Source organism: Paenibacillus sophorae (assembly GCF_018966525.1).
Lineage (GTDB): Bacteria > Bacillota > Bacilli > Paenibacillales > Paenibacillaceae > Paenibacillus_AQ > Paenibacillus_AQ sophorae.
The window spans coordinates 709,654-732,755 of sequence record NZ_CP076607.1 but is presented as its reverse complement, the minus strand read 5'-3'; the positions used below and the strand labels follow the sequence as shown (position 1 = coordinate 732,755).

23 protein-coding genes are annotated in these 23,102 nt (G+C 54.3%); 1 reads left to right on the top strand and 22 read right to left on the bottom strand.

The genetic code is table 11. The features are described 5' to 3' along the window. Nucleotides 1-28 precede the first annotated feature (28 nt). The 17 genes from KP014_RS03535 to pth form a co-directional block, all read right to left on the bottom strand. Nucleotides 29-1,024 carry a serine/threonine protein kinase gene (locus tag KP014_RS03535; protein WP_246590635.1) on the bottom strand — a complete coding sequence of 332 codons (996 nt, stop codon included), beginning with the start codon at nucleotides 1,022-1,024 and terminating at the stop codon, nucleotides 29-31. Next, entirely contained in the window at nucleotides 954-1,694 is a 741-nt protein-coding gene (locus KP014_RS03530; RefSeq protein WP_036599054.1) for a vWA domain-containing protein, read from the bottom strand. Before KP014_RS03530 ends, KP014_RS03535 begins: the two co-directional genes overlap by 71 nt. A 113-nt stretch (nucleotides 1,695-1,807) precedes the next feature. Further along, nucleotides 1,808-4,315, bottom strand: coding sequence for a stage II sporulation protein E (gene spoIIE / locus KP014_RS03525; RefSeq protein ID WP_036599041.1), 2,508 nt, complete (start codon nucleotides 4,313-4,315; stop codon nucleotides 1,808-1,810). 204 nt (nucleotides 4,316-4,519) lie between these two features. Next, nucleotides 4,520-4,783, bottom strand: coding sequence for a hypothetical protein (locus KP014_RS03520; protein WP_036599040.1), 264 nt, complete (start codon nucleotides 4,781-4,783; stop codon nucleotides 4,520-4,522). 122 nt (nucleotides 4,784-4,905) lie between these two features. Further along, the gene (locus KP014_RS03515) at nucleotides 4,906-5,394 is read right to left on the bottom strand and encodes a S1 domain-containing RNA-binding protein (RefSeq protein ID WP_025700127.1); all 489 of its coding nucleotides are present in this window, start codon (nucleotides 5,392-5,394) and stop codon (nucleotides 4,906-4,908) included. A 130-nt stretch (nucleotides 5,395-5,524) separates the two neighbouring features. Further along, on the bottom strand, nucleotides 5,525-5,854 hold the full coding sequence (locus tag KP014_RS03510) for an FtsB family cell division protein (protein WP_036599037.1): 330 nt from the start codon (nucleotides 5,852-5,854) through the stop codon (nucleotides 5,525-5,527). A gap of 24 nt (nucleotides 5,855-5,878) precedes the next feature. Continuing rightward, entirely contained in the window at nucleotides 5,879-6,442 is a 564-nt protein-coding gene (gene yabQ, locus KP014_RS03505) for a spore cortex biosynthesis protein YabQ (RefSeq protein ID WP_036599035.1), read from the bottom strand. After that, nucleotides 6,439-6,723, bottom strand: a complete 285-nt coding sequence (gene yabP / locus KP014_RS03500) for a sporulation protein YabP (protein ID WP_025693282.1) — start codon at nucleotides 6,721-6,723, stop codon at nucleotides 6,439-6,441. The genes yabQ and yabP overlap by 4 nt, the downstream gene beginning before the upstream one ends. Before the next feature lie 136 nt (nucleotides 6,724-6,859). Next, nucleotides 6,860-7,138 (bottom strand): RNA-binding S4 domain-containing protein, encoded by a 279-nt coding sequence (locus KP014_RS03495; protein ID WP_025693281.1) that lies wholly within the window; start codon nucleotides 7,136-7,138, stop codon nucleotides 6,860-6,862. Beyond that, nucleotides 7,138-7,410, bottom strand: a complete 273-nt coding sequence (locus KP014_RS03490) for an HU family DNA-binding protein (RefSeq protein WP_036599034.1) — start codon at nucleotides 7,408-7,410, stop codon at nucleotides 7,138-7,140. The genes KP014_RS03495 and KP014_RS03490 overlap by 1 nt, the downstream gene beginning before the upstream one ends. Before the next feature lie 159 nt (nucleotides 7,411-7,569). Then, the gene (gene yabN, locus KP014_RS03485; protein WP_036599032.1) at nucleotides 7,570-9,072 is read right to left on the bottom strand and encodes a bifunctional methyltransferase/pyrophosphohydrolase YabN; all 1,503 of its coding nucleotides are present in this window, start codon (nucleotides 9,070-9,072) and stop codon (nucleotides 7,570-7,572) included. A gap of 207 nt (nucleotides 9,073-9,279) precedes the next feature. Further along, on the bottom strand, nucleotides 9,280-10,959 hold the full coding sequence (locus KP014_RS03480; protein WP_090834691.1) for a putative polysaccharide biosynthesis protein: 1,680 nt from the start codon (nucleotides 10,957-10,959) through the stop codon (nucleotides 9,280-9,282). A 134-nt stretch (nucleotides 10,960-11,093) separates the two neighbouring features. Next, a complete protein-coding gene (gene spoVT / locus KP014_RS03475; RefSeq protein ID WP_036590780.1) occupies nucleotides 11,094-11,636 on the bottom strand; it encodes a stage V sporulation protein T in 543 nt (180 codons plus the stop codon). Between the two features lie 296 nt (nucleotides 11,637-11,932). Continuing rightward, the gene (locus tag KP014_RS03470) at nucleotides 11,933-12,988 is read right to left on the bottom strand and encodes a peptidylprolyl isomerase (RefSeq protein WP_036590778.1); all 1,056 of its coding nucleotides are present in this window, start codon (nucleotides 12,986-12,988) and stop codon (nucleotides 11,933-11,935) included. After that, complete coding sequence (gene mfd, locus KP014_RS03465; protein ID WP_036590776.1) at nucleotides 12,975-16,499, bottom strand: transcription-repair coupling factor; 3,525 nt, start codon at nucleotides 16,497-16,499, stop codon at nucleotides 12,975-12,977. The genes KP014_RS03470 and mfd overlap by 14 nt, the downstream gene beginning before the upstream one ends. A 246-nt stretch (nucleotides 16,500-16,745) precedes the next feature. Then, complete coding sequence (locus KP014_RS03460; protein WP_036590773.1) at nucleotides 16,746-16,976, bottom strand: anti-sigma-F factor Fin family protein; 231 nt, start codon at nucleotides 16,974-16,976, stop codon at nucleotides 16,746-16,748. Nucleotides 16,977-17,095: 119 nt separating this feature from the next. Then, on the bottom strand, nucleotides 17,096-17,656 hold the full coding sequence (gene pth, locus KP014_RS03455) for an aminoacyl-tRNA hydrolase (protein WP_036590770.1): 561 nt from the start codon (nucleotides 17,654-17,656) through the stop codon (nucleotides 17,096-17,098). 108 nt (nucleotides 17,657-17,764) lie between these two features. On the opposite strand from pth, the gene KP014_RS03450 reads away from it, so the two are divergent. Further along, complete coding sequence (locus tag KP014_RS03450) at nucleotides 17,765-17,965, top strand: hypothetical protein (RefSeq protein ID WP_036590767.1); 201 nt, start codon at nucleotides 17,765-17,767, stop codon at nucleotides 17,963-17,965. A 189-nt stretch (nucleotides 17,966-18,154) separates the two neighbouring features. Here KP014_RS03450 and KP014_RS03445 read toward each other — a convergent pair whose 3' ends face one another. The 5 genes from KP014_RS03445 to ispE all read right to left on the bottom strand — a co-directional run bounded on the left by KP014_RS03445 (nucleotide 18,155) and on the right by ispE (nucleotide 23,019). After that, nucleotides 18,155-19,108 carry a ribose-phosphate diphosphokinase gene (locus tag KP014_RS03445; protein ID WP_036590766.1) on the bottom strand — a complete coding sequence of 318 codons (954 nt, stop codon included), beginning with the start codon at nucleotides 19,106-19,108 and terminating at the stop codon, nucleotides 18,155-18,157. Between the two features lie 95 nt (nucleotides 19,109-19,203). Next, nucleotides 19,204-20,604 carry a bifunctional UDP-N-acetylglucosamine diphosphorylase/glucosamine-1-phosphate N-acetyltransferase GlmU gene (gene glmU, locus KP014_RS03440; RefSeq protein ID WP_036590765.1) on the bottom strand — a complete coding sequence of 467 codons (1,401 nt, stop codon included), beginning with the start codon at nucleotides 20,602-20,604 and terminating at the stop codon, nucleotides 19,204-19,206. Between the two features lie 167 nt (nucleotides 20,605-20,771). Beyond that, nucleotides 20,772-21,056: a septation regulator SpoVG gene (gene spoVG, locus KP014_RS03435; protein WP_025332586.1), complete on the bottom strand. Its 285-nt coding sequence runs from the start codon at nucleotides 21,054-21,056 to the stop codon at nucleotides 20,772-20,774. A 185-nt stretch (nucleotides 21,057-21,241) separates the two neighbouring features. Next, the gene (gene purR / locus KP014_RS03430; RefSeq protein ID WP_036590764.1) at nucleotides 21,242-22,069 is read right to left on the bottom strand and encodes a pur operon repressor; all 828 of its coding nucleotides are present in this window, start codon (nucleotides 22,067-22,069) and stop codon (nucleotides 21,242-21,244) included. A 95-nt stretch (nucleotides 22,070-22,164) separates the two neighbouring features. Then, nucleotides 22,165-23,019, bottom strand: a complete 855-nt coding sequence (gene ispE / locus KP014_RS03425) for a 4-(cytidine 5'-diphospho)-2-C-methyl-D-erythritol kinase (protein WP_036590790.1) — start codon at nucleotides 23,017-23,019, stop codon at nucleotides 22,165-22,167. Between the last annotated feature and the right edge of the window lie 83 nt (nucleotides 23,020-23,102).

Here is a 23,102-nt window from a genome sequence, read left to right as displayed (position 1 = left end):
TGCCGTCCGTATGTATAATCATAGAATATTAAAAATGATAAATCCAGTAGACGGTAAAAGCCAGCAGGCAAAGCGACAGCGCAAAGGCGCCGGTCAACCAACGCGGGGTCGCCATCGGCTCCGGCTTGCGGGGCCGTGATGTGTAAACATGGCTCTTCCACATGTCCCTGGCTTCCGCCGAAGTGGAAAACCCGCCCTTCAGCGCGAGCCTCAGCCAAGAGGCGAGCTTTTTATCGGGAAGCTGGCCCGTAAGCTTGATCAAATCGTCTCCGCTTCTTGTCTGCGGGAGCTGCCGCGACGCATTCTGAAGTCCGGTCTCGTCAAGAAGCCGCAAGCAGAGCACGGCGAAGGCGAACAGATCATAGCCTTCATCCCCGATCCGGCTGCCGGCATTCCAGTAGCCGCGGTCATGCCATTCCGTGAACTGCTTCACGCTGCGGCCGATGGGACCCGCTCCTCCGAAATCGATCAGCTCAGCTTCGCCGTACTCCGATACCATGACATTTTCCGGCTTCAGATCACCAAAGATAAACCCGCATTCATGCAATCCGCATAGTCTGTCCAGCAGCTGCAATCCAATCAGACCAAGCCAGGAGGAGCCTTTACGGGACAGAAAATAATGGAGCGGCGCACCTTGAACATAGCGCATGACGTAAAAAGGAAATCCGCCCTCCGAAGCGTCGTCCGATTCCAGAAAGTAGGCAGACATCGGCGATGCCCCCCTGGAGCGTTGATCCCGCCGCACGCGGCAGGATTGAAGCGAGGTCAGCACGTTGATCTCCGACTGAAGATCGAGCGCGTCGTATCCGATTTTGAGCGCATACTTCTCCCTTCTCCCCTGCCGGTTGACCAGATATACCGTACCGTTTGCGCCTTTTCCAAGCAGCCGGTTCACGATATAACGGTTGCCCCGCCACTTGCCGACAATGACTTCCCCCGGAGAACGGGGCGGATTAGACGACGTACCCACCAGGCATCCCTTCTCCTTCATCTGAATAAGCCGCCATGCGGCCTTGATGTTCATTTAGTGTATCATACCCGAAATGTTCAAGCACCTTGAAAATCGCCGGACCTGTCGGCGTCGCCCCCTTCATTCGGATTTTGCCGAACAGCGTACGGATGTCTGACACATTTCTGCTCCAATCCATATCAAGCACGGCCGGCTCACTGGATGAGCCCGGAAAATGGAACACGGAAATTTCGCTGCTGCCCTCCCGCGCTTCAAGGCTGAGCGCCAGATCACGGATCGCATCCTCCACCGCCGCGAGCTTCGGCTTCATGCTTGCGCTGGCGTCGATCAGAAGCGCCAGGCGCAGCGGAGTTGTCTCGCTGAGTTCATCCACCACCGTTACGACCTGCGAGCGTTTGGCCGGTGGCAGATCCTCCAGGGAGCCTTCGCCCAGAATTTTTTTTACCTCCTTATTAACCGCCTGCTGAATCGTCTGAACCACCGTCTTACGGGTCATCATCTGCATGGTCTGCGCCAGCTGCGGCGTGCCGACGATCCGGCTGAGTCCGCCGCCCGCTTTGGCGATGTCATCGATCTCCCTGCTCCCCAGCTCACCGATCGTCCCATAGTCGATGACCCCGATCACATTCACCGTTATCCCATCCTGACGGGCGTGCGCCGCCGCCATTACCGGGCTTTCTCCTACATTGGAGCATCCGTCCGTTATGAGCAAAATTTGCTTCATCTCTTTTTCCTCCCGTCTCATAAATGAATTCTCTCTTCCCTAGTATGATCCGGATTGAGAGATTCCAAACGTGGCGAATGCGGAAGAAAAAAGGATGAGAACGAGAATGGCGGTCAGCTCACCGTGCGCGGCCGTTCCATCCGGGAGAGTCCCGGCACATGCAGCGTGGACCATTCCGGCTGAAAGTGATCGACACGGCTGACCACAATGGTCATGTCGTCATGAATCTCATTGCCTTGGTAACGGATGACCTTCTCCAAGAGACTGTCTGCAATCTCCTGCGGATCGCTGGTTTCCAGCTCCTGGATCATCCGCTTCATCCATATTTCCTTGTTGACGGCATAGCCGGGCGCATCGTAAATACCGTCGGTCATCATGATCAGAATATCGCCCGCCTGCATCTGCATCGTTACGAATTCGACCTCGATATCCTGAATAATGCCGATCGGCAGGTTACTTGCCGTGATCGGTATGACCTCGCTTCCCCGCTTGATAAAGCTGGGGGCCGAGGCAATCTTCATAAAGGTGGTCTGCGCCGAGTATTGGTCAATCAGCGCCATGTCCACGGTAGCGTAGAATTCCTCAGGCGAGCGCAGCAGCAGAATCGAATTCACGGACTTCACTGCCAGCTTCTCATCCATGCCGGATTGCAGCAGCTTCTCCAGCATACCAAGCGCCGCGCTGCTCTCCATCCGGGCCCGCTCCCCGTTGCCCATTCCATCACTGATCGAAACCGCAAATGTTCCGTTGCCCAGCTCTACCGTACTGAAGCTGTCCCCCGACATCATGTCTCCGCCTTTGGCCGCGCCGGCCACGCCCGTGCTGACTTCATAAGCCTTCGCTGAGCCGAAGGTAACGGTCGACAGTCCGTCGCGGCTGTGCATCGCCGTCTCGCTCTTCACCGCAATATTTTCTCCCAATATGTCGGACAGCATGGGGGCGATCATTTTGCGGCATTCGTCAAAGCCACGGTTGTAAGCGTGAACGACTTCGATTTCCACGTGTCCGGGATCGAGGCTGACAATATCGATGCCGTGGATAGACAGGCCGAGCTTTTCCAGCGCTTCGCGAATTTGCGCTTCCTGCCGGTAGAGCGCCTGCCCTTCGCGTTTGATCTCCCTTGCCAGATCCTCCATAACCTGCGATACGCCGGAGAGCTGCTCGGCCACAAATTTGCGGCTGTCGTATATTTGCCGCTTCCAGCGCATATCATGCTCGTAAAGATAATATTGGCTTCGCATTACTTCGAGTACTTCATCCGTCTTGCCGCAGATCCGGGCCCACTCCGCAGGCAGCCTCGACGCCCGGATGTCCGGATTCTCCTCGACGGCGGTCATCATATCAGTCATGTATTTATAAGTCTGGTAGAACTTCGAATCCCAGCAGTGGGAGCGGCGGATGCAGTTCGAGCAGGTCTCCTCTGTGACCGCATTCATAAAATGCTCCATTTCCCGGTTCGATTTGCCCGCTTCGCTTGCGGACGGAATCTGTCCGAAGCTGGTGGAGAGCTGCCGGAACACCTGGGAGAACTGGGTCACCCGATCTGCGGTAATGTCGCGCACTCTCCGCGCATACTCATGCTGGGAACGGCTGTGATCCGTCGTGCCGGGCACATATTTGGCAATAGCCTTAATGATGCCGCGAGGGGTTGCAAGGAACAGCACCACTGCCGCGCAGGTCTCCCAAGTAGAGGTCATCATATCACCCGGCCCGCTGAAATAGACGGACAGAATACTGGAGCCGAGCAGCATACCGAGAGCAACCGCGCCTTTACGCCCGCCCTGGAGCATGCCCGCCAGCATGCCGGAGAACGCGAGCAGACTCATCTGATAGATCGCTCCAATGTCGGCCAGACTGAGAATCAGGCCCGTCACGACTCCGACCGCCGCTCCCAGGGGAGCCCCGCCCGCCATGGCGAACAGCAGAATCAGGTAGCGCGACAGAATATGTTCCAGCGATAGCCCGCCTACTTTCCAGCCTACCAGACCGGTCATAATGGAAGCCAGCATAATGATAAGACATAATATCTCCTCATTTCGCAGTACGCGGCTTTTTTGTTTATAGGTAAGCACGGGCAGAGCCTGCAGGAAGACGAGCGTCAGCACAAAAGAGAGCAGAGCATTCAGCGTTGTCATCATTAGCGGATACCAGGAGAGCGATGGACCGATAATCGTCTGAAAGAGCCCGACCATAAAAGAGGAGACGAACACCATGACCGGCGCATAGGCCAGATCGATTCGCTGGAAGGCCTCCATCCCTTTATAGAGAAGAATAAAGACGATTAGTTCGGCCGTAATCATCAGTACGCCGGGGAACGGAGTATACAGGCTGCCCGCAAGAATCGCCGCTCCGACCGGAAGGGTGCAATCTTTGCGCATAAAAACAATAATGGCGAAAAAAGCGGCGGCAAACGGAGACAGCTCGTCCAATATCATCGCTCTTCCCAGCAGAAAACCCATGCAGCTCAGCAGCAGCATCCATTTTCTCGTATCCAGCATACGAAGAATACGCTGACGCTTCCCCCAGGCCTTGAACCGCTCTCCCCATGGTGCCTTCTCTTCCTCAGCGCCATCTTCCACTCTTGTCCACTCCGGAAAATTCACCACATTGCTTTTACCCATAATGATTAGCACCACCCGTATAAATGTAAAACATAAGACCTTATAAGCTGCGCTCTTATCATAGGCCTTATATTTCCACGAGAAACGGTTGCCTGAAAGCGATACGGTTATATCGCTGACCTCGAAAGCATAAGCTTCGAAAGGACGGTGAAGCCGTTTCTTCTTGTGGTACTCATTATAAGCTCGGCCAAATTGGAAAGTTTGTCAGAACAAGAGGGCCGGCCATAAGAAATTTCCGACAAAAAAAGGCGCCCGCCCAAGCAGCCGCAAAACCGCTTTTTCCCTTGCGCGGCGGTCTGTAAATCGGTTAACATTCCAATTTTTTCCACAATCAGTAGGTTTCGATTCGTCAGCAAATGCTCCAAGCTTTAGCGGAAATCTCAAAGATGCTGTCGCAAATTTCCATCCGCCCGACAAAATATTAGGTATACCGGGGTAGGCTGAGGATGCCCTTTCAATAATCAGCAAAAAACATCCCTCCGATAAGAACACTACGGCGGGCTTGGGTCCAGAGCAACGTCCGGGCAGGCACAGAAAAAAACCGCATAAGGATCGACCCCTGCGGTTATTTGAACGATTGTAGTATGACGTTATACGCGTTTGGCTCCACGGCCGCCGCGCTTGCCTTCCGTATTCTTCTTGAGAGAAGAGATACGTTCTTCGCTGTCTTTAAGGAAGCGTGACATTTTATCCTCAAATGAAGGTTTACCGGCTGCAGGCTTGAATGGACGCCCTCCCCGTTCACGATTGTAGCCTCCGCCACCACCACCGCCGCCGAAACGGTCTCCACCGCTTGGACGATCCGGTCTTGGGGCTCTTGGCGGACGAACTTCCGATGCCGGCTTGTCGACAGCTTGCTTGATGGAAAGTCCGATCTTGCCGTCCTTGTCGACATTGATCACCTTAACAGTTACCACGTCATTAATCTTCAGATGATCGTTGACATCCTTGACGTAATTATCGGCGATTTCCGAGATGTGAACGAGACCTGTGACACCTCCTGACAGATCTACAAACGCTCCAAAATGCGTAATGCCTGTCACCTTGCCCTCTAACTTGGTGCCCACTTCAATTGCCATAGAATAAAATGATCCTCCCTTAAAAATATACAGACAAAGATGTCAAGATCCAGTCTGCGGTGATTTGATTATACAGTAAAGAGCAAAGCAAGGCAACAGAGTGAAAAGCCCCTTTTTGCCGGCTTACTGCTCAGGGTTGCTCTGTCCGGATAGGAACTTCGCCTTTAGGGTATATGTTAAACCATTTGCGTGCGAGCTGTCCGATATACTCGTTGTCGTTCAGACGGGACACCTCGTATTTCAGCTGGTTCAGCGAGTCATTCACTTGCTTGCTGCTCTGCTGCTTCCGGGCCAGTTCCTGACTCTTGTCCGAAATCAAGGCGCTTTGAGCGAAGAAAATATATCCCGCCCAGCTGAAAAATATCACCATCAGGGCGATCCAGATCAGCTTTCTTCTCTTTGCGCCCGCGGCAGCGGACCTTCCGCCAGCCTGTTTCTCTTCCGGGGAAAATCTGTTCATGCAAGCGTTCCTCCCGTTTCACGGTCAGCGTTTTCTTCTTGCGGTAATAAAATTGGTGAATTTGGTAAATGGAGCGCTGCGCAGCAGCCGATGATAGGCCGGGGACAACCATCTGACCGGAAAAATCCAGAGCGGCTTGGTCAGCCGAAGCAGCAGCTTCAGCGTAAAGCCCAAGATACGGCCAAGCAAACGCAGAATTCCCCACGCCAGCTTCCATATCCACAGCAGCGGCATTCCGATCAGTATTCCCAGCAGCTTCATCAGCAGCTTCCATATCCATTCCACCGTCTGAATTAACATTACCACAAATTTCTGCACCGTGACACTGAAGATTAAAAAATATGCCCACACGCCTACAAATAATCCAAGAAAAGCGTAAAAGCGCAGCTGCCCCTGGTTACCTGCGTACAGCAAACGAAACACTATTAGGGCGGACGCCAGCCAATAGAGGAGATCGAGAACCGCGTTCAGCCATCCGGGAAACCGCAGCTTCAGCGACAGTACCCGGTAGCTGTCGAAGGCCAGTCCCATCGCCGCTCCGGCCACGATCATGTACAGCAGCGTGATCCACTGGACGGCCGGATTCATTTGAACAGCTTGCCGAGCAGCCCTTTATTATTCCCCTTCGCCCCCGGATCAAGATAAATCAGGGAATGGACGTTGCCCTCCACCGACAACAGCCCGTTCTCCAGACTGAGGTTCTTGATATGTAAATGGGTTCCGCGAATGACCAGAATTCCAAGCTCCGTCTGGAGCTTAAATTCCTCGCTGTCAAAGCTCTCCACATTTTGCACGCCCGTTAAATCCACCGCCTTACGGCTTCGCATATGCAAATCATGCTGCTTTACGTTTTTTCCAGGTTCGATCATGGCATGTACCCCTCCTTCTAGTCCTAATCTATGGCGGGGACGGGAGCTTTAGAACATCACCGGGAGCTCAATTAACAAAAAAGCGCACCCCTGCTGAATGCAGGGGAACGCTCTGATGACAAAGTTAAGGCGCCTCTTACCAATCAAGACCGTTGCTCTTGGCAATCGGCTCCTCGCGAAGCAGCGTATACATACCGGCCGCTTCGTCCTTGCGGGTCGTTTCGACCAGCTTCTCCACGCGGACCGTTACCAGCTTCTGACCGAATTGAACCGTAATTTCGTCGCCGATTTTCACACTGCTGCTCGGCTTCGATTCCTTCCCGTTAATCAGCACCCGGCCTTGTTCGGACACATCCTTGGCCACCGTACGGCGCTTGATTAGACGGGATACTTTCAAAAATTTGTCCAGACGCATTAGTTGACGGCTTCTTTAAGCTTGTTGCCCGCTTTGAATGCCGGAACAGTCGATTCTGGAATTTCGATGGTTGTGCCCGTTTGCGGATTGCGGCCGGTGCGTCCGGAGCGCTTGCGCGTTTCGAAGGTGCCAAAGCCGATCAGCTGTACTTTGTCGCCACTGGCCAGCGCCTCGGTAATTTCGCCAAGGAGTCCGCTCAGCACAAGCTCCACGTCCTTTTTGGCCAATCCGTGCTTCTCGGATATGTTGTTGATCAGGTCTGTTTTGTTCATAGTCTAGTGTTCCTCCCAGGAATAAGAAAAGTAATGAAACGCGTTCTGGCAGACAATATTTTCCGCGAACCGCCGTTTCATCTTACTGGTATTCTGGATACGTTGTCAAATCCCTGCCGTACTGCCGTTTTAATATGACGCGCAAAGCAGCGGCATCGGCTACTGCCTTCCGCGTTCTTCAGCCTTGGCTTCCTGCCATAAAGCTTCCATCTCCTCAAGACTGCTGTCCTTTGGCCTGATTCCTTTGTCGTGCAGACGGCGTTCGATGTACTGGAACCGTTCGACAAATTTGCGGTTGGTGCGGGTCAGCGCTTCCTCCGGATCGGCTTCGATAAACCGGGCCGCGTTGGTCGCCGCGAACAGCAGGTCGCCGAGTTCCAGCATCTGCTCCTCCGCCGGAGCATCGGTATCGATCGCTTCCTTCAGCTCATCCAGCTCCTCGCCGATCTTGGCGAGCACATCTTGGACATTGTCCCAGTCGAAGCCGACTTTCGACGCTTTTTTCTGCAGCTTGTACGCCTTCATAAGCGCCGGCAGATCTCGGGGAACGCCGCTGAGCGCGGACTCCGCTTCCGGCTTGATGCCTTTGCGCCGCTTCTCTTCAGCTTTCATGCCTTCCCAGTTCTGCAGCGCAGCTTCCGCATCCTGGGCGTCCTTGTCGCCGAAGACATGCGGATGGCGGAAGATCAGCTTGCCGTTCAGTCCCTCAATGACATCGAACACGGTGAATGCGCCAAGCTCTTCCTCCATCTGGGAGTGCAGCAAAATTTGCAGCAGCAGGTCGCCCAGCTCCTCCTTCATATGCTCGGGATCGTCCTCGTCAATCGTTTCAAGCACCTCGTAGGTCTCTTCGATCAGATTTTTGCGGAGCGAATCATGGGTCTGCTCGCGGTCCCAGGGACAGCCCTCCGGACTGCGCAGGATGCCGACAATTTCATGCAGGCGGTCAAAGGTGCGGTTCCGCAAGCTTTCGGAGCGGTCTGCCGGAATGTAGATGAGCGACAGGTTGCCGTAGCCCTCCTGGCGGTCCAGTTCGTATAGAGGCACTTTGACGATTCGCTCCTCGCCCGCCACGCCGAGCGCATGGCCGACCGTCACCTCGTATTCAGACGGATACAGTTCCATCAGGCACAGCTTTGCCTCGGAGGCTGTAAAGGTGTCATAGACCTGTCCGATCAGCGTATGCAGCTCGGGACGAAGCTGCGAGCGCGAGATCCCGGAGGCGTCCAGCAATTGAAAGCCTTCGATCGGATCGAAGCCAAGCCGCACGAATGCCTCGTCAAGAAAGCTCTCTCCTCCAAGAATGTTTAAGCGGATTCCCTCCTCCGCGCAGCGCAGGCGAAGCTTGGAAACCGCGGATTCCGCAACCATCGGGTGTCCGGGTACGGCATAGACGATTTCCGTATCCTCATCGCCAGAACGCGCTTCTTCGAGCAGCTTCTGGGTTATCGCTTCATAAACTTCGGGAAAAGAGGAGAAGGACTCGTACAGTGTGTCGAAAGACTGCGACTCCACGCCGAGCTCCTCCAAAGCCTGCATCGCGGGATGCTCCTTGGTGCGCACGTAGACTTTGGAAGCCGTCCGCAGCTTGTTCACTATGCCAAGCGTCAGCCGGTCCGGATTGCCGGAGCCGAGGCCAACTACCGTTAATATTGCGCTCATGCCTTTACTCTCCTTATGCCGCTCTCTATACGGGAATGTCTTAAAATCGGGAATAGGGACAGTTTGCCTTGTCAGATTCCCCGGTACAGACCCGAGACTGCGGACGGCAGATGCCATTTCTGCCCCGCAGCTTCTCAAAGAGGCGGCTATATAATCTTCAAACCTGAATGAGTAAGGTTTAGTATATCAATCCCGGGGCCCGGAGCCTTACGGAAACAGGCCCAGCTTCCGGATCGCCCGGGCCAGTTTCGGGCCGAGCCCGGGCAGCTGGCGCAGCTCGTCCTCGTCCAGCAGCCGCAGCCGCACGGCAAGTGCGGCAAAGACGAGGCAGCCTGCGGCCACGCCGAGCAGGCTCTGCGCCAGCGCCAGGGTGCGGCCGGTAAGTCCAGCCGCACCCAGCAGAGCGCCGCCGCCCCACCCGGCGGCGGCTGCCGCTGCCGCAAGGCCCGCGATTAGCAGCGCGGGCCGCGCCAGCCAGTCTGCGGGGCGAAGCCGCAGACCGGCGGTCTTGCTCAGCAGCCGGACGTTCAGTGCGGCTGCAAGGAATTGCGCGGCGACGGCGGCGATGGCCGCGCCGGCAATGCCCTGCTGCGGGATAAGCAGCAGGTTGAGGGCCGCCTTCAGCGCAGCGGCGGCCAGGAAGTGCAACGCCGGGGCGCGCACACAGCCCAGGCCCTGGAGCAGCGCGGCGGAGATGATGCCGACCGTACCGCCGGCCGCGGTGAAGGCCAGCCAGCGGATCGTGCCGCTGCCGGAAGCGTCGCCGTACAAGGCGATGTTGACCGGCACGGCGAGTACGGCAAGGCCTGCCGCGGCGGCGAGGCCGAGCAGCCAGAACCAGCGCAGCGACAGGCGGCAGCGGCTCTCGATCTCGCTTAAGTTCCCGCGAAATTTGGACTCGGCCAAGGCGGGAATGAACAGGGCGGAGAGCGAGCCCGCCAGCATCGTTACAAGCTGGACAAGCGGAAGTCCACGGTTGTAGACGCCGAACTGCACCATAGCCTGTGCCTCGCCGCCGGCGGAAGCCAGCAGACGGGGCATGGTAAAGACATCCACCAGGCTGATCAGCGGAGCCGCCAGCGTCCCCAGCATGACCGGCACGCCGTAAGCGAGCAGCTTCCGTATGCTGCGGCTCTCCGCCCTGCGTACCCTAGAAGCGGCCTCATAGAAGAACCCCGCGGGGTTTGGCGTCACAAATTCCGACGCCGCCGAGATTTCCGAGGCCACGTCAGCCTTGGCTTTGCGGTGGCGGCGCCAGTACAGCAGCATGACGGCAAGTCCAGCCAGGCCGCCGCCGGCCGATCCCAGCATTGCTCCTGCAGCAATGCTCTCCGCATTTGCCCCATGATTGCTCAGAAAGAGCAGCAGTGCAATCATCACAGCGACCCGGGCCGATTGCTCGAACATTTGCGACACTGCGGTTGGCATCATATTGTGCAGCCCTTGAAAATACCCCCGGAACGAGGCCATTAACGGCACAATGGCAAGTCCCCAGGCTGCCGTACGCAGCGCTGTGACGACACGGCCGCTGCCGATAAAGCCGGCAATCAGCGGCGCGCCCGCATACGTCGCGGCGGCCAGGAGCAGCCCTGCCGTGCTGCTGACAATCGATGCCCGCAGCAGCACCGCCCGGCCCTCGCCCGGGCTTCCCTCGGCCTCCGCCTCTGCCACAATCTTGGATATGGCGGACGGCAGTCCGAGCATTGCAACAGTTACGAGCAGAGTATAGATCGGATAGACCGTGTTGTAAATGCCGAATACGGCATCTCCGCCCAAGTTTTGCAGCGGGATTTTTTGCAGCGCCCCAATCAGCTTGGACAGCAGAGCGGCGGCGCTTAAGATAAAAGCGCCCTGCAGCAGTTTCGAACCCGTCGCTTGTGATTTCATGAGATACCTGCTTTATAAGGTTTGGATAGAATGAATTTCTATATTATACCGCAACATCGCCCAGCACAACAAAATCCCGCTATCGGCATTCGCCCTGCGGCGAAATGGAAAGCGGGAATAAAAGGGGAGAGTAATTACTGCTCCATCTGTTTGCCCAAAAAACCGGCGGCCGTTTCAGCCATTTTAATTTCCATCTGCGACATTTTAACCGATTCGTCCTTATTCATCAGGACCACGGCTCCAATCGGATCTCCGCCGGAAATAATGGGCGAAACCACATAGGATGAAAGCGCATCCTGATGATCCTTCGTTATTTCGTACAAGCCGCTGTCCACTTCGAGTATCGTCTTGCGGCTATCCATGCATTTCTCCAGCAGAGCGCCGACCTGCTTGTCCAGATAATCCTTTTTGGAGCCTCCGGCCAGTGCAATGAAGGTGTCGCGGTCGGATATAAGCGTAATATGGCCCGTACTCTCATACAGTGATTCCGCGTACTCCTTCGCAAAGTCCCCCAGCTCGCCGATCGGCGAGTACTTTTTCAGAATAACCTCGCCGTCCCGGTCCACAAAAATCTCCAGCGGATCTCCCTCGCGGATGCGGAGAGTCCGTCTTATTTCTTTGGGAATGACAACCCGTCCAAGGTCATCAATGCGTCGTACAATACCAGTAGCTTTCATTCACATGTTGCCCCGCTTTCTAAAGAAGTATTTTGCCAACTACTGCTCGGGAAGGGATCGGATAACCCCAGCGATTGATCGTGATTGTCTGACCATAGTATTCATCTGTTCCCAGTTCCTTATACATGATGCCGACCGCTGTCCGCCTGATTTGCAGCATTTCCCTTTTCTTGCCGCATACATTGCCTTAGCGAGCCGACAGCAGCAGAAAAGAAACGATACCGCCCGGCTGGGACGGTATCGTTAAATCTGTTATCCCTCCTTATTTCCGGGATAACATAACGGGCCTATTGGTTTTACTGAGCGCTTTGCGTTGCCGCCGGAGAGGCGCTAGGCGATGCTGCCGGAGCGGATGCGCTTGGCGAAGCCGCCGCGCTAGCGGCCGGAGAGGCACTGCTCTTCGGCAGATCGATTTTTTCAATAATGCCATCGAGATCCTTCTCCATGAACTCCTGCAGCTTGTTCGAAGCAACCGTGCTCTTGAGCGTTTCCTTCTCTGCGTCCGTCAATTGGTCGAACGTCTTCTCCGTCCGCGACTCCACCTTCATGACATGGTAGCCGTAAGTCGTCTCGATCGGATCGCTGATCGCGTTCAGCGGCAGCGTCTGAGCAGCTTTTTTGAACTCTTCCACATAGGTTCCGAGCGTCTTGTCCGCATACAGTCCGCCGCTGTCCTTGGAACTGGGATCGTCTGAATACTCCTTGGCTACTGCCGCGAAGTCCGCTCCGCCGTCCAGCTTCGCCTGCACTTCTTTGGCACGCTTCAGCGCGTCCTCTTTACTGCGTTCTTTATTGTTCGCATCGGTAAAGCCAACGAGCACATGGCGCAGCGTAGCGACCGTGAAGTCTCCCTTTGTCGCTTCAAACTGCTTCTTGACTTCATCGTCCGTCACTTTAAGCAGCATGTCCTGATACACCGTCAGCACGCGCACCATATAGCTGTGGATTTGATCCTCCGTAATGCCCTGTTCCTTCAGTGAGCTTGCATAAGTATTGCCAAGTCCCTGCTTATAGGTATCAAGCTGCTTATCCGCCTGCTTCTTCGCTTCTTCTTCTGCCTTGTCGGAAGCTTGTCCGGCCAAATATTCGAAGGCAACCTCCTGCTTGAGGATCGTTTCTTTAAAACCATCCAGCTCCAGGTACTGCGCCTGCTCCGGCGAGAGGAATTTCATCACCTTCACATCGGTGTCGAATTCCTTCTGCGTTACCGCCCCGCCTTTATAAGTGGCAATAGCTTTACTGTTATCTTCGGCACCATTCTTACTATTGCTGCTGCACCCAGCCAGCATGGAGAACGAAAGGGCCGCCGTCAGCGAGACAAACAGCACCTTCCATGATTTACTTGACCGCATTGTGTAATTCTCCCTTCGATTTAAAAGACGGCTTGACTTCCTCCAGGAATCGCTCAAGCAAGCCAAGCAATTCCTTATCGTCAAGGTCTTTGGTCTTTATGCGAATGGCCGCTTTAGCATCCTTATCAAATTGTACACGTCTTTCAAAGCCTTTTCCAATCTTGGCGAGCTTGCCTGTATCGATCAATGCAATCCGGTCCTCGTAAAAATTCAGCAGCACTTCGTCGCCGCGCCGGTTCAAGGAGTCAATCCCGAACATTTTGCCGTATATTTTAAGCCGCGCCACGGATAAAAGATTGACAACCGCCTCGGGAAGCTCGCCGAACCGGTCGAGAAGCTCGTCTTCCAGCTCTGCCGCATCCTCGAAAGTAGAGACCGCCGCCACCTTCTTATAGATTTCAATCTTTTGCACACTGTCGTAAATATACTCGGAAGGCAGGTACGCATCAATTGCCAAATCAATGACGGTATTTCCTTCCTTGAGGGAATGATCTTCCTCGCCCAGGACGCTGACCTTCCGTTTACGGATCTCCTCCGCGAGCATTTGCGAGTACAGATCAAAGCCTACGGACGCGATGAATCCGTGCTGCTCCGCGCCCAGCAGATTGCCGGCGCCGCGGATCGAAAGGTCGCGCATGGCGATTTTGAAGCCGGAACCCAGCTCCGTGAACTCTTTGATCGACTGCAGGCGCTTCTCGGCTACCTCGGTCAGCACCTTATCGCGCTGGTAAGTGAAATAAGCATAAGCAATCCGGTTGGACCGTCCGACCCGCCCGCGCAGCTGATACAGCTGGGATAGGCCCATTTTGTCCGCATCATGCACAATAAGCGTATTGACGTTCGGAATATCCACGCCAGTCTCGATAATGCTGGTACTTACCAGTACGTCATACTCGCCGTCCAGGAAATCAAGAATCGTCTTCTCCAGCTCCGATTCCGACATCTGGCCATGTCCGATACCGACCCGCGCCTCGGGAACGAGCATCTGAATCTGGGACGCCATTTCCTGGATGCCCTGCACCCGGTTATACAGGTAATAGACCTGTCCTCCGCGCCCAAGTTCGCGTTCCACAGCTTCACGTACGAGCGTCTGACTGTATTCCACAACATAGGTTTGCACAGGAAAGCGGTTCTCCGGGGGCGTCTCAATAACCGACAGATCACGGACGCCCAGCATTGACATATGCAGTGTGCGGGGGATCGGCGTCGCCGTCAGGGTGAGCACGTCCACATTTGTCTTCAGCTTCTTCAATTTCTCCTTATGCGTAACGCCGAAACGCTGCTCCTCATCGACAATAAGCAGACCAAGATCCTTAAACACAAGATCCTGGGACAGCAGCCGGTGTGTACCGATTACAATGTCCACCGTTCCCTGCCGGACGCCCTTGATCGTCTCGTTCTGCTCCTTGCGGCTGCGGAAACGGCTGAGCACCTGGATGTTGATCGGATACGAGGAAAAACGTTCCCGGAACGTCTCGTAATGCTGCTGGGCGAGTATCGTTGTCGGCACCAGCACCGCCACCTGCTTGCCCTCGATCGCCGCCTTGAAGGCGGCGCGGATCGCTACTTCGGTCTTGCCGTAGCCGACATCGCCGCAGAGCAGCCGGTCCATGGGGCGGTTCTGCTCCATGTCCTTCTTGATTTCGCCGATGGCCCGGATCTGGTCCCGCGTCTCTTCGTAAGGGAACATCTCCTCAAATTCCTGCTGCTCCGGCGTGTCCTTATCAAAACCATAGCCCGGAGCGCTCTGCCGCTCGGCATACAGCTTAATCAGGTCATCCGCAATATCCTGAACCGAAGAACGGACTTTATTCGTTACCCGTGTCCATTCATTGCCGCCAAGCTTGTATATTTTCGGCTCCTTGTCTTCCGAACCGACATACTTCTGAATAAGGTCGATCTGCTCGATCGGCACCGATAGCTTGTCGCCGCCGGCGTACAAGATGTGCATATAGTCCCGGTGGATGCCGCTGACCTCCAGCGTGCCGATGCCCATATATTTGCCGATGCCGTGATTCTGATGAACAACGTAATCACCGATTTTCAGCTCGGTGTAGCTTTTGATGCGCTCCGCGTTATCCATATTTTTGGACGTTTTACGCGCTTTGCGCTGTTTCTGGGAGAACAACTCGCCTTCTGATATGACGGCGAGATGAACCGAAGGCAGTTCAAAGCCCGACCCCAAGCTCCCTTGGACAATGGCCGGTTCTTCAATCCCATAGTCGAGCAGTACCCGGCGAATCCGCTCCATGCGGTCCTCGCTGCCGGCAAGCATGACGACTTGGACGCCTGACTTGTGCCAGCGCTCCATTTCCGATTTCAGCACATTCATCTGCCCATGGAAATCCTGCATGCTCCGGCTGATAAAGCCGACAATATTCTGCGGCTGAACATGCGGTACCTGACGCAAAAAGATGGACATGAACACGCTTTGAAACGGACGTTGGTACATGACCGTGTCGCTGTCGACGGATAAATGCAGGTCAGGCAGCGTTTTGCCGTTCTGCAGCAGATGCAGGTTCCATTCCGATTCATCACGTTCCAGCTGCTTGGCCGTTTCCAGCAGACGGGCCGGCTCATCGAGGATCAGCAGGGTATCCCGTTCCATATAGTCGTATAGATGCGAGCGTTCCGGATGAAGCAGCGAAATATATTTATAAATCTCCGAAAAATAAGTCCCTTCGCGCAAATGTTCAATCTCCCGCCCGATTTCCTCGCGCAGACGTATTTTGGCCTGCCGATCGGCCGTCTTCTCCATTTGTCGCTCCAGCATGACGGACGCCTTATCCGCCGCAGCCTCCAGCTGCGATTTACCCGCGATAATTTCTTTGGCAGGTGTAATGGTCACACTCCGAACCTTGTCGATGGAGCGCTGATCGGACGGATCGAATGTCCGGATAGAGTCGATCTCGTCGTCGAACAGCTCCACCCGGTATGCGAGTTCGGTATTCATGGGATAGAAATCGAGAATGCCGCCGCGAACGCTCAGCTCACCGCGGTTCTCCACCCGTTCGACGCGCTCGTAACCCATTTCAATCATAGTTTTCAAGAAATTCTCAAGCTGGATGTTCCCGTCCTGGGAGACGGTTATCTGCGCTGCCGCCATAGCCTGCGGCACGGGCAGCAGCCGGCGAACGCCCGAATAAGGCGCGACCACAATGCCGCGGAAGCCCCGCGAGCATTTGTTCAGCACCTCGATACGCTGAGCAACCGTCTCCGGACTGGATACGGCCGTTTCAGCTGCGACCAATTCATTGGCCGGATACAGCAGCACCCGATCAGTAGAAAGCGCTTCCTGCAGATCATCGGCAATTTTTTGCGCCGAAAACATGTTATGCGTCACAATTAATATGGGACGGGATGTCTCCTCGTGAAGCGCGGCCAGCATTATCTGCCTGGCTGAACCGGACAATCCGGAGATCAACTGCTCTTTCATTCCGGCGGCGACGCCTCGGGTTACCGACTGGAAATCGGAATCTTTGGAAAAAGCCTCAATAAGACCTTGTAACAAAAGGCGCACCTCACTTACTGAATCGCTTCTAGCGAAATTTCCCTTAACGCTGTAGAAGCACAAAATAGTAACCTGTTTCAAGACGAAACGGCCGCGCCGCCTTACTTAAGGACGGTACCGTTTCTCGTAGAAATATAAGACTAACGGTAATCGCAGCTCATAAGTTTTAAACTCTTATATTTTAAAATAAGCCTCAGCTTTTGAGGCCAAGGCTTGCGGGTGACGATAGAAGCAGCGCCGCTTCACCTATTGAAGCGGACTGGCCAGAAGACTGAGTTCCGGATTGTTGTCCAAGGCCTCCTTGCAGTAATTGCAGGTAACCTTAACCGTAATTTCGCCGTCTGAATCATACGCTATTATATCTCTGCGTTCCGCGGGGGTCAAGGAATGAAGGCCGAGCTGCATCTCGGTAGCAGCGCTTCTGCGGATGCTTCCGAGAAAAGTTCGGCAGTGTCTACATACATAGTGTATTGCCATTTATATGCCTCCTGAAGGTAAAGTATACCTTCAGTATATCCCGTTCAGGCATCGGTTAGCCCCGGTAGGATCATAGCCGTTGCCCGGATGTCTTCAGAATCATGTTCCTCTGGACCTTTTTACCCGTTGAATTTAGCCATGGTCTGTTCAAAGGTATGGTCCAGACTATACTCAAGTGCGTCGCAGGTGCTGCCTACCATTGAGCCCAGCCTGTCGCCTTCCTTCTTCGGAAAACTGCCGAGTACATAATCAACGATCGCGTAACCGGGCTCAGGGCGCGAAATCCCCATCCTTACCCTGTTGAAAGTTTGGGTTCCCGTATGCTGTATAATCGACTTAATCCCATTATGGCCTCCGGCGCTGCCCTGATACCGCAGCCGGATCTTGCCGACCTCGGTGTCCAGGTCGTCGTATACGACAATCATATCTTCCAGGGAAACTTTATAGTAATCCATATAGGCGCGGACCGCTTCCCCGGACAAATTCATGTACGTCATCGGTTTGATAAGCACGGTCTTGATTCCGCCGATAACGCCTTCGCCGATAACGGATTTGCACTTGTTCTGATTAAAGACGATTCCATGTCTGCGCGCCAGTTCGTCCAAAGCCATAAAACCGACATTATGCCTTGTCTTGGCGTACTGCGGCCCAGGGTTGCCCAAACCGACCATCCATTTCATTTGTAAACCTTCCCTTTCTTGATACAATAGAAGCATAAGCGTTCCCGGAATGTCTATCCTAATTCCAAAGAAACGTCTATCCCATTCCAAAAGACAGGTGATGTTAATATGCTGCAGCAGGGCGAGCCTCTGACGCTTCACCGCCACTTTCAGTATCATCTACAATATGCCATACCTGTCGAGGTGTACCGCGGCGATGTACATGTTGACATCGGCGTACTTACCGCCGTAGACGCAAGCTTTGCGGAGCTGCAGGGAACGCTCTACAACCGCAGCCTGTTCACCTTTATCTCGCGACCGGGCTATTGATTAACTAAAGCTACGGTGCTGCCAGCAAGCCGACAAGGGTTACATCTCCTGGAAAAGGAGCTGTAACCCTGCCTTCGAAATATAAGGCATAAGCCGCGCGCTTGTCCATCGGCCTTATATTTCTACGAGTAACGGACGCCTTAGCATCGCCTTAATTAAAGGGAGCGGAGCCGTTTTTCTTGTATATCGCTATTCGATCTCGAACAGCTTGCTGATGGACAACTCCTCATGCACCCGGATAATCGCCTCGCCAAGCAGAGGAGCCACGGAAAGCACCTTCAGCTTGGAAGTGGGGTTCTCGCTGCGGATGGGAATCGAATCGGTAACCACAACTTCTTTAATCGGAGAATTCTCCAGACGCTCATGCGCCGGACCAGAGAGTACCGGATGCGTACAGCATGCATATACCTCTTTGGCGCCGCCTTCCTTCAAAGCATTGGCCCCCAGTACGATTGTACCCGCTGTATCGATGATATCGTCGATAACGATCGCCGTCTTCCCTTCGATGTTCCCGATAATATTCATAACCTCACTGACATTCGGTTCCGGACGGCGCTTGTCGATAATAGCGAGCGGAGCGTTCAGGAAATCAGCAAGCTTTCTCGCCCGAACCACACCGCCGTGGTCCGGAGATACGACGACCGGGTTCTGGATCTGCTTGGAACGGAAATATTGGGCCAGAATCGGTACGCCGAGCATATGATCGACCGGAATGTTGAAGAAGCCCTGAATCTGCATCGCATGCAGGTCCATAGTAATCACGCGCTGCGCACCCGCACGTTCGATCAGGTCCGCCACGAGCTTCGCCGTAATCGGATCACGCGAGCGGGCCTTGCGGTCCTGGCGGGCATAGCCGTAATACGGGATAACCACATTAATACTCTTGGCCGAGGCGCGCTTCAGCGCGTCAACCATGACAAGCATTTCCATCAGGTTATCATTGACAGGACCGCAAGTCGATTGAACGATGTAGACGTGACAGCCGCGTACGCTCTCCGACAGCTTGACCTGAATTTCTCCATCGCTGAAGCTTGTCGTATGCGACTCGCCCATTGGAATCCCGATGTAGTCGGCAATTTGGTGAGCAAGCTTGGGATTAGAGTTACAGGTGAAAATTTTCAACTTAGAATCAAGATAAGCCATAAAAGTTAAACCCTCCGTGATCGGTTCAATTGAATTTAGCTGTCCAAATGCGCCATACGCGGAAAATATCCGGCGTCAGGGCGCATCATGCGCACTTACGATGGATGAGACTGGCCCTTTTTCGCTTTTGCCCGGGATCGGATTTTATCCGCATAGCCCGGCTTGTTCTCCTGACGCTGTCTGGCAATAGCCAAATCCCCCTCAGAGACGGACCTGGTAATGGTGGAGCCGGCCACAACATATGCGCCTTTGCCCACCGTGACGGGAGCAATCAGGTTGACATTGCTGCCGATAAAAGCGTCGTCTCCGATTTCGGTTATCGATTTATTAAATCCGTCGTAGTTGACCGTGATCGCCCCGCAGCCCACATTCACGTTCTTGCCGACGGAAGCGTCTCCGACATAGCTTAAATGCGACACTTTCGAGCCGTCGCCGATGGTAGCTTTTTTGATTTCCACAAAATCGCCGATCTTGACATCTTCGCCAAGCACGCTTCCCGGACGCAAATAGGCAAAAGGCCCAACGGAAGTCCGTGCGCCGACCTCAGCGTCGTTAAGTACGGAATGCTTGACCTGGGCTCCGTCCATAATCCGGCTGTTTTCAATTTCACTGGAGGGGCCGATGACGCAATTTTCGCCAATTACGGTATTGCCCTTTAAAAGCGTTCCCGGATAAATTACCGTGTCCGCTCCGATGGTAACTTCGGCTCCTATATAAGTAGATGCTGGATCTATAATCGTTACGCCGCCGAGCATATGACGACGGGCGATGCGCTGGCGCATATGGTGCTCCGCTTCTGACAGTGCCACACGATCATTCACACCGATCGACTCTACGGCATCGTCCGTTTGGAAGGCAAGCACAATCTCTCCTTGCTCACGCAGAATACCGATGACATCGGTCAAATAGTACTCCTGCTGGGCATTATGGTTCGTCACCTTGTCCAAGGCAGCGAACATCTTGGCATTGTCAAAGCAATAAATTCCGGTATTGATTTCGCGTATGGCATCCTCGGCGGGCGTGCAGTCCTTCTGCTCCACAATCTTCAGCAGCTCCCCATCCTCGGTGCGTATAATCCGTCCAAGTCCCGCAGGGTCTTCCATAACGGCCGTCAAAATAGTGGCCGCCGCCTTGCGTTCCTCGTGCAGCGTCATCAGCTTGGTTAGTGTTTCCGGGGTAATGAGCGGCGTATCACCGTATGCGACAATCAGCGTACCTTCTTCCCCGCCCAGCAAATCCTTGGCCTGCTTTACGGCGTGGCCCGTTCCGAGCTGAGTTTCCTGCAGCACGTATTCTGCAGAATCGCCCAAATAAGCTTGGACCGCCTCAGCGCCATGTCCGACAACGACAATGCTCCGCTGGCAGCCGGTTGCTTTTACTGTATCAAGCACGTGCCCAACCATCGGCTTTCCGCAAACGGGATGCAGCACTTTGTATAACTTTGATTTCATGCGCTTGCCCTGGCCTGCGGCTAGAACAACAGCCATTCTCTTCAAGAATGCCAACCTCCTACTCCTAAACTCATTACTGAATATATCTCATTCCGGGCAAAAAGAAAAGAGAACCATCCAAAGGATCGTTCTCTTTTCTTCGAACCCCAATTCGAATTGCATATCCGAAACCTCTGCCCGATAATGAGAGCTGTAAACCAAGGAGACGTTTCTTATGCTCCTTCTTCAATCACTTCTTCTTCCGTTGCCGCGCGATCGTATTCTGCAAGAACCGCGGTTTGGATCTTCTCACGCGTTCCGGAAGAAATCGGATGCGCGATATCACGGAATTCCCCATCCGGCGTGCGTTTGCTGGGCATTGCAACGAACATTCCATTGTTGCCATCAATGACGCGAATGTCATGAACAACAAACTCGTTGTCGATGGTAATGGATGCGATTGCTTTCATTCTCCCCTCAGAGTTGACGCGGCGGAGTCTGACATCCGTAATTTGCATGTGTGTGTTCACCACCTTTTTCCATCAGAGACTTGGGTGTATAATTCCACACAGTTATGCAAACTCCTTCTTTTCCGCTCCATAAAATCCCCTACAGAGTAGATAAATTTGACAAAACAGTGTTTTCTACACTTTTCTGCCGAATTCCCATGGTTTTCTCACGAAATCGACATATTTCCCTGTCCCTAAACGGAAAATAAATTACCGGGATACGCCGATATGCGCCGCTCTTTCGAATCGACCTCGCCAAGTCTGACCAAGGAGACATAGTCATGCAGCAGACGTTCCTCAGTCCCTACCGCATCGGATTCCACAAGAACCCCCACGCCGGCCACTTCCGCGTTGAATTCGCCGAGCAGATCAACCATCCCGCCAACCGTTCCGCCCGCCTTCATGAAATCATCGACAATCAGCACACGCGACTTCTCCTTAAGCGCGCGTCTGGACAGTGACATCGTATGAATGCTCTTATGCGAGCCCGACACATAATTGATGCTGACCGCCGAGCCTTCCGTTACTTTATGATCCCGGCGCACCAGCACAACCGGCAGCCCCAGCTGCGCGGCCGTCGCGTAAGCGAGCGGAATCCCTTTCGTTTCCACCGTCATCACGGTATCGATCGGGACACCGTAGAATGCGGTGGCAATAATCTTGCCCGCCTGCTCCATAAGGGACGGTTGTCCGAGCAGGTCCGACATATATAAATATCCTCCAGGCAGAATCCGGTCGCTATGCTCCAGCTCGCTTATAAGCCCGCGGACAAAAGACAGTGCCATCTCCATAGGCATACGGGGGATGAACTTCACTCCTCCAGCTGCTCCCGCATGAGTCTGCAGCTCGCCCATGCCTTCGCCCTCGAACACCTCTTTAATAATCGCCAGGTCCTCGCTGATTGAGGACTTGGCTGCTCCGTACCGCTCGGCAAAGGTGGACAGAGGCAGAAGGTCATGCGGCTTTTCAAGCAAAAATTGGGTCATATCCACTAAACGCTGACTTCTTTTAAGTTTCTTCACGGGAGGCTCCTCGTCAAAACCGAATATTATAGAGAAATATATCACTTTTGTACGGGTTTACACAAGGGAAGCGGTTATAATTAGTTCCAGCCCCGTCAAGTCAGCGAACGGACGGCATAGACTTCCTTGCAAAATCCGCGCAGCCCGTTATAAATTCTAGCCACCTTGGACTGCTTGGACACAAGCCCGAATACGGTCGGGCCGCTGCCGGACATCAGCACGCCGTCGGCGCCGAGCCGGATCATCGCTTCTTTGAGCTGCTGCACCTCAGGATGCAGCTTCAAGGTTACCTCTTCCAGCACGTTGCCGAGCCGGCCGCACACCGCCTGGAAATCCCCGGCCTCAACCGCCTCCTGCATAAGCCGTGCGGAAGGATGAACGGCAATGCGGTCCGCCCGGAGCTTGCCGTAGACCTCTGCCGTCGATACATTAATCGGCGGCTTCGCCAGCACTACCCAGCACTGGGGCATGCTTGCGATAGGCGTAAGCTTCTCACCCCTGCCCGTTGCCAGGGCAGTTCCTCCGGTGACGCAGAAGGGCACGTCCGAGCCAAGCTCGGCGCCAAGCTCCTGGAGCTCTTCGCTTGACAAGCCGAGCTGCCAGAGCCGGTTCAGACCGCGCAGCGCAGCCGCGGCGTCGCTGCTCCCGCCAGCCAATCCGGCGGCCACCGGTATTTTTTTGTCCAGATGAATATGTACGCCCTGCTTCACCCCATAACGCTCTTTCAACAGCTTCGCCGCCTGAAAGGCCAGGTTCTTCTCGTCCAGCGGAATATAACCCGCCTGGCTTGATATAATAATGGTATCCCGCCGCAGCTCGGACATCTCGAGCCGATCCGCAAGGTCCACCATAGTCATAATCATTTCCACCTCGTGAAATCCATCCGGCCGCTTGTGCAGCACATCCAGCATCAGATTGATTTTGGCCGGCGCTTTCTCATACATTTTCAAGGCGTTCACCCTACTCTCATTTTTCCCCTAAAATAACTTAACATATTATATGAAAATCTTGTTACGAAGTCCATTCCGAGTTA

What these genes read in the sequence shown, in the direction of transcription:
- KP014_RS03535 (WP_246590635.1), bottom strand. Translation starts at nt 1,024, where the DNA reads ATGAACATCAAGGCCGCATGGCGGCTTATTCAGATGAAGGAGAAGGGA.
- pth (WP_036590770.1), bottom strand. Translation starts at nt 17,656, where the DNA reads ATGAAATGGATGGTCGGTTTGGGCAACCCTGGGCCGCAGTACGCCAAG.
- yabQ (WP_036599035.1), bottom strand. Translation starts at nt 6,442, where the DNA reads ATGAATCCGGCCGTCCAGTGGATCACGCTGCTGTACATGATCGTGGCC.
- KP014_RS03460 (WP_036590773.1), bottom strand. Translation starts at nt 16,976, where the DNA reads ATGGCAATACACTATGTATGTAGACACTGCCGAACTTTTCTCGGAAGC.
- KP014_RS03510 (WP_036599037.1), bottom strand. Translation starts at nt 5,854, where the DNA reads ATGAACAGATTTTCCCCGGAAGAGAAACAGGCTGGCGGAAGGTCCGCT.
- yabN (WP_036599032.1), bottom strand. Translation starts at nt 9,072, where the DNA reads ATGAGCGCAATATTAACGGTAGTTGGCCTCGGCTCCGGCAATCCGGAC.
- KP014_RS03495 (WP_025693281.1), bottom strand. Translation starts at nt 7,138, where the DNA reads ATGCGTCTGGACAAATTTTTGAAAGTATCCCGTCTAATCAAGCGCCGT.
- KP014_RS03530 (WP_036599054.1), bottom strand. Translation starts at nt 1,694, where the DNA reads ATGAAGCAAATTTTGCTCATAACGGACGGATGCTCCAATGTAGGAGAA.
- spoVT (WP_036590780.1), bottom strand. Translation starts at nt 11,636, where the DNA reads ATGAAAGCTACTGGTATTGTACGACGCATTGATGACCTTGGACGGGTT.
- KP014_RS03470 (WP_036590778.1), bottom strand. Translation starts at nt 12,988, where the DNA reads ATGCGGTCAAGTAAATCATGGAAGGTGCTGTTTGTCTCGCTGACGGCG.
- KP014_RS03490 (WP_036599034.1), bottom strand. Translation starts at nt 7,410, where the DNA reads ATGAACAAAACAGACCTGATCAACAACATATCCGAGAAGCACGGATTG.
- KP014_RS03450 (WP_036590767.1), top strand. Translation starts at nt 17,765, where the DNA reads ATGCTGCAGCAGGGCGAGCCTCTGACGCTTCACCGCCACTTTCAGTAT.
- spoVG (WP_025332586.1), bottom strand. Translation starts at nt 21,056, where the DNA reads ATGCAAATTACGGATGTCAGACTCCGCCGCGTCAACTCTGAGGGGAGA.
- KP014_RS03480 (WP_090834691.1), bottom strand. Translation starts at nt 10,959, where the DNA reads ATGAAATCACAAGCGACGGGTTCGAAACTGCTGCAGGGCGCTTTTATC.
- KP014_RS03445 (WP_036590766.1), bottom strand. Translation starts at nt 19,108, where the DNA reads ATGGCTTATCTTGATTCTAAGTTGAAAATTTTCACCTGTAACTCTAAT.
- KP014_RS03515 (WP_025700127.1), bottom strand. Translation starts at nt 5,394, where the DNA reads ATGGCAATTGAAGTGGGCACCAAGTTAGAGGGCAAGGTGACAGGCATT.
- yabP (WP_025693282.1), bottom strand. Translation starts at nt 6,723, where the DNA reads ATGATCGAACCTGGAAAAAACGTAAAGCAGCATGATTTGCATATGCGA.
- spoIIE (WP_036599041.1), bottom strand. Translation starts at nt 4,315, where the DNA reads ATGGGTAAAAGCAATGTGGTGAATTTTCCGGAGTGGACAAGAGTGGAA.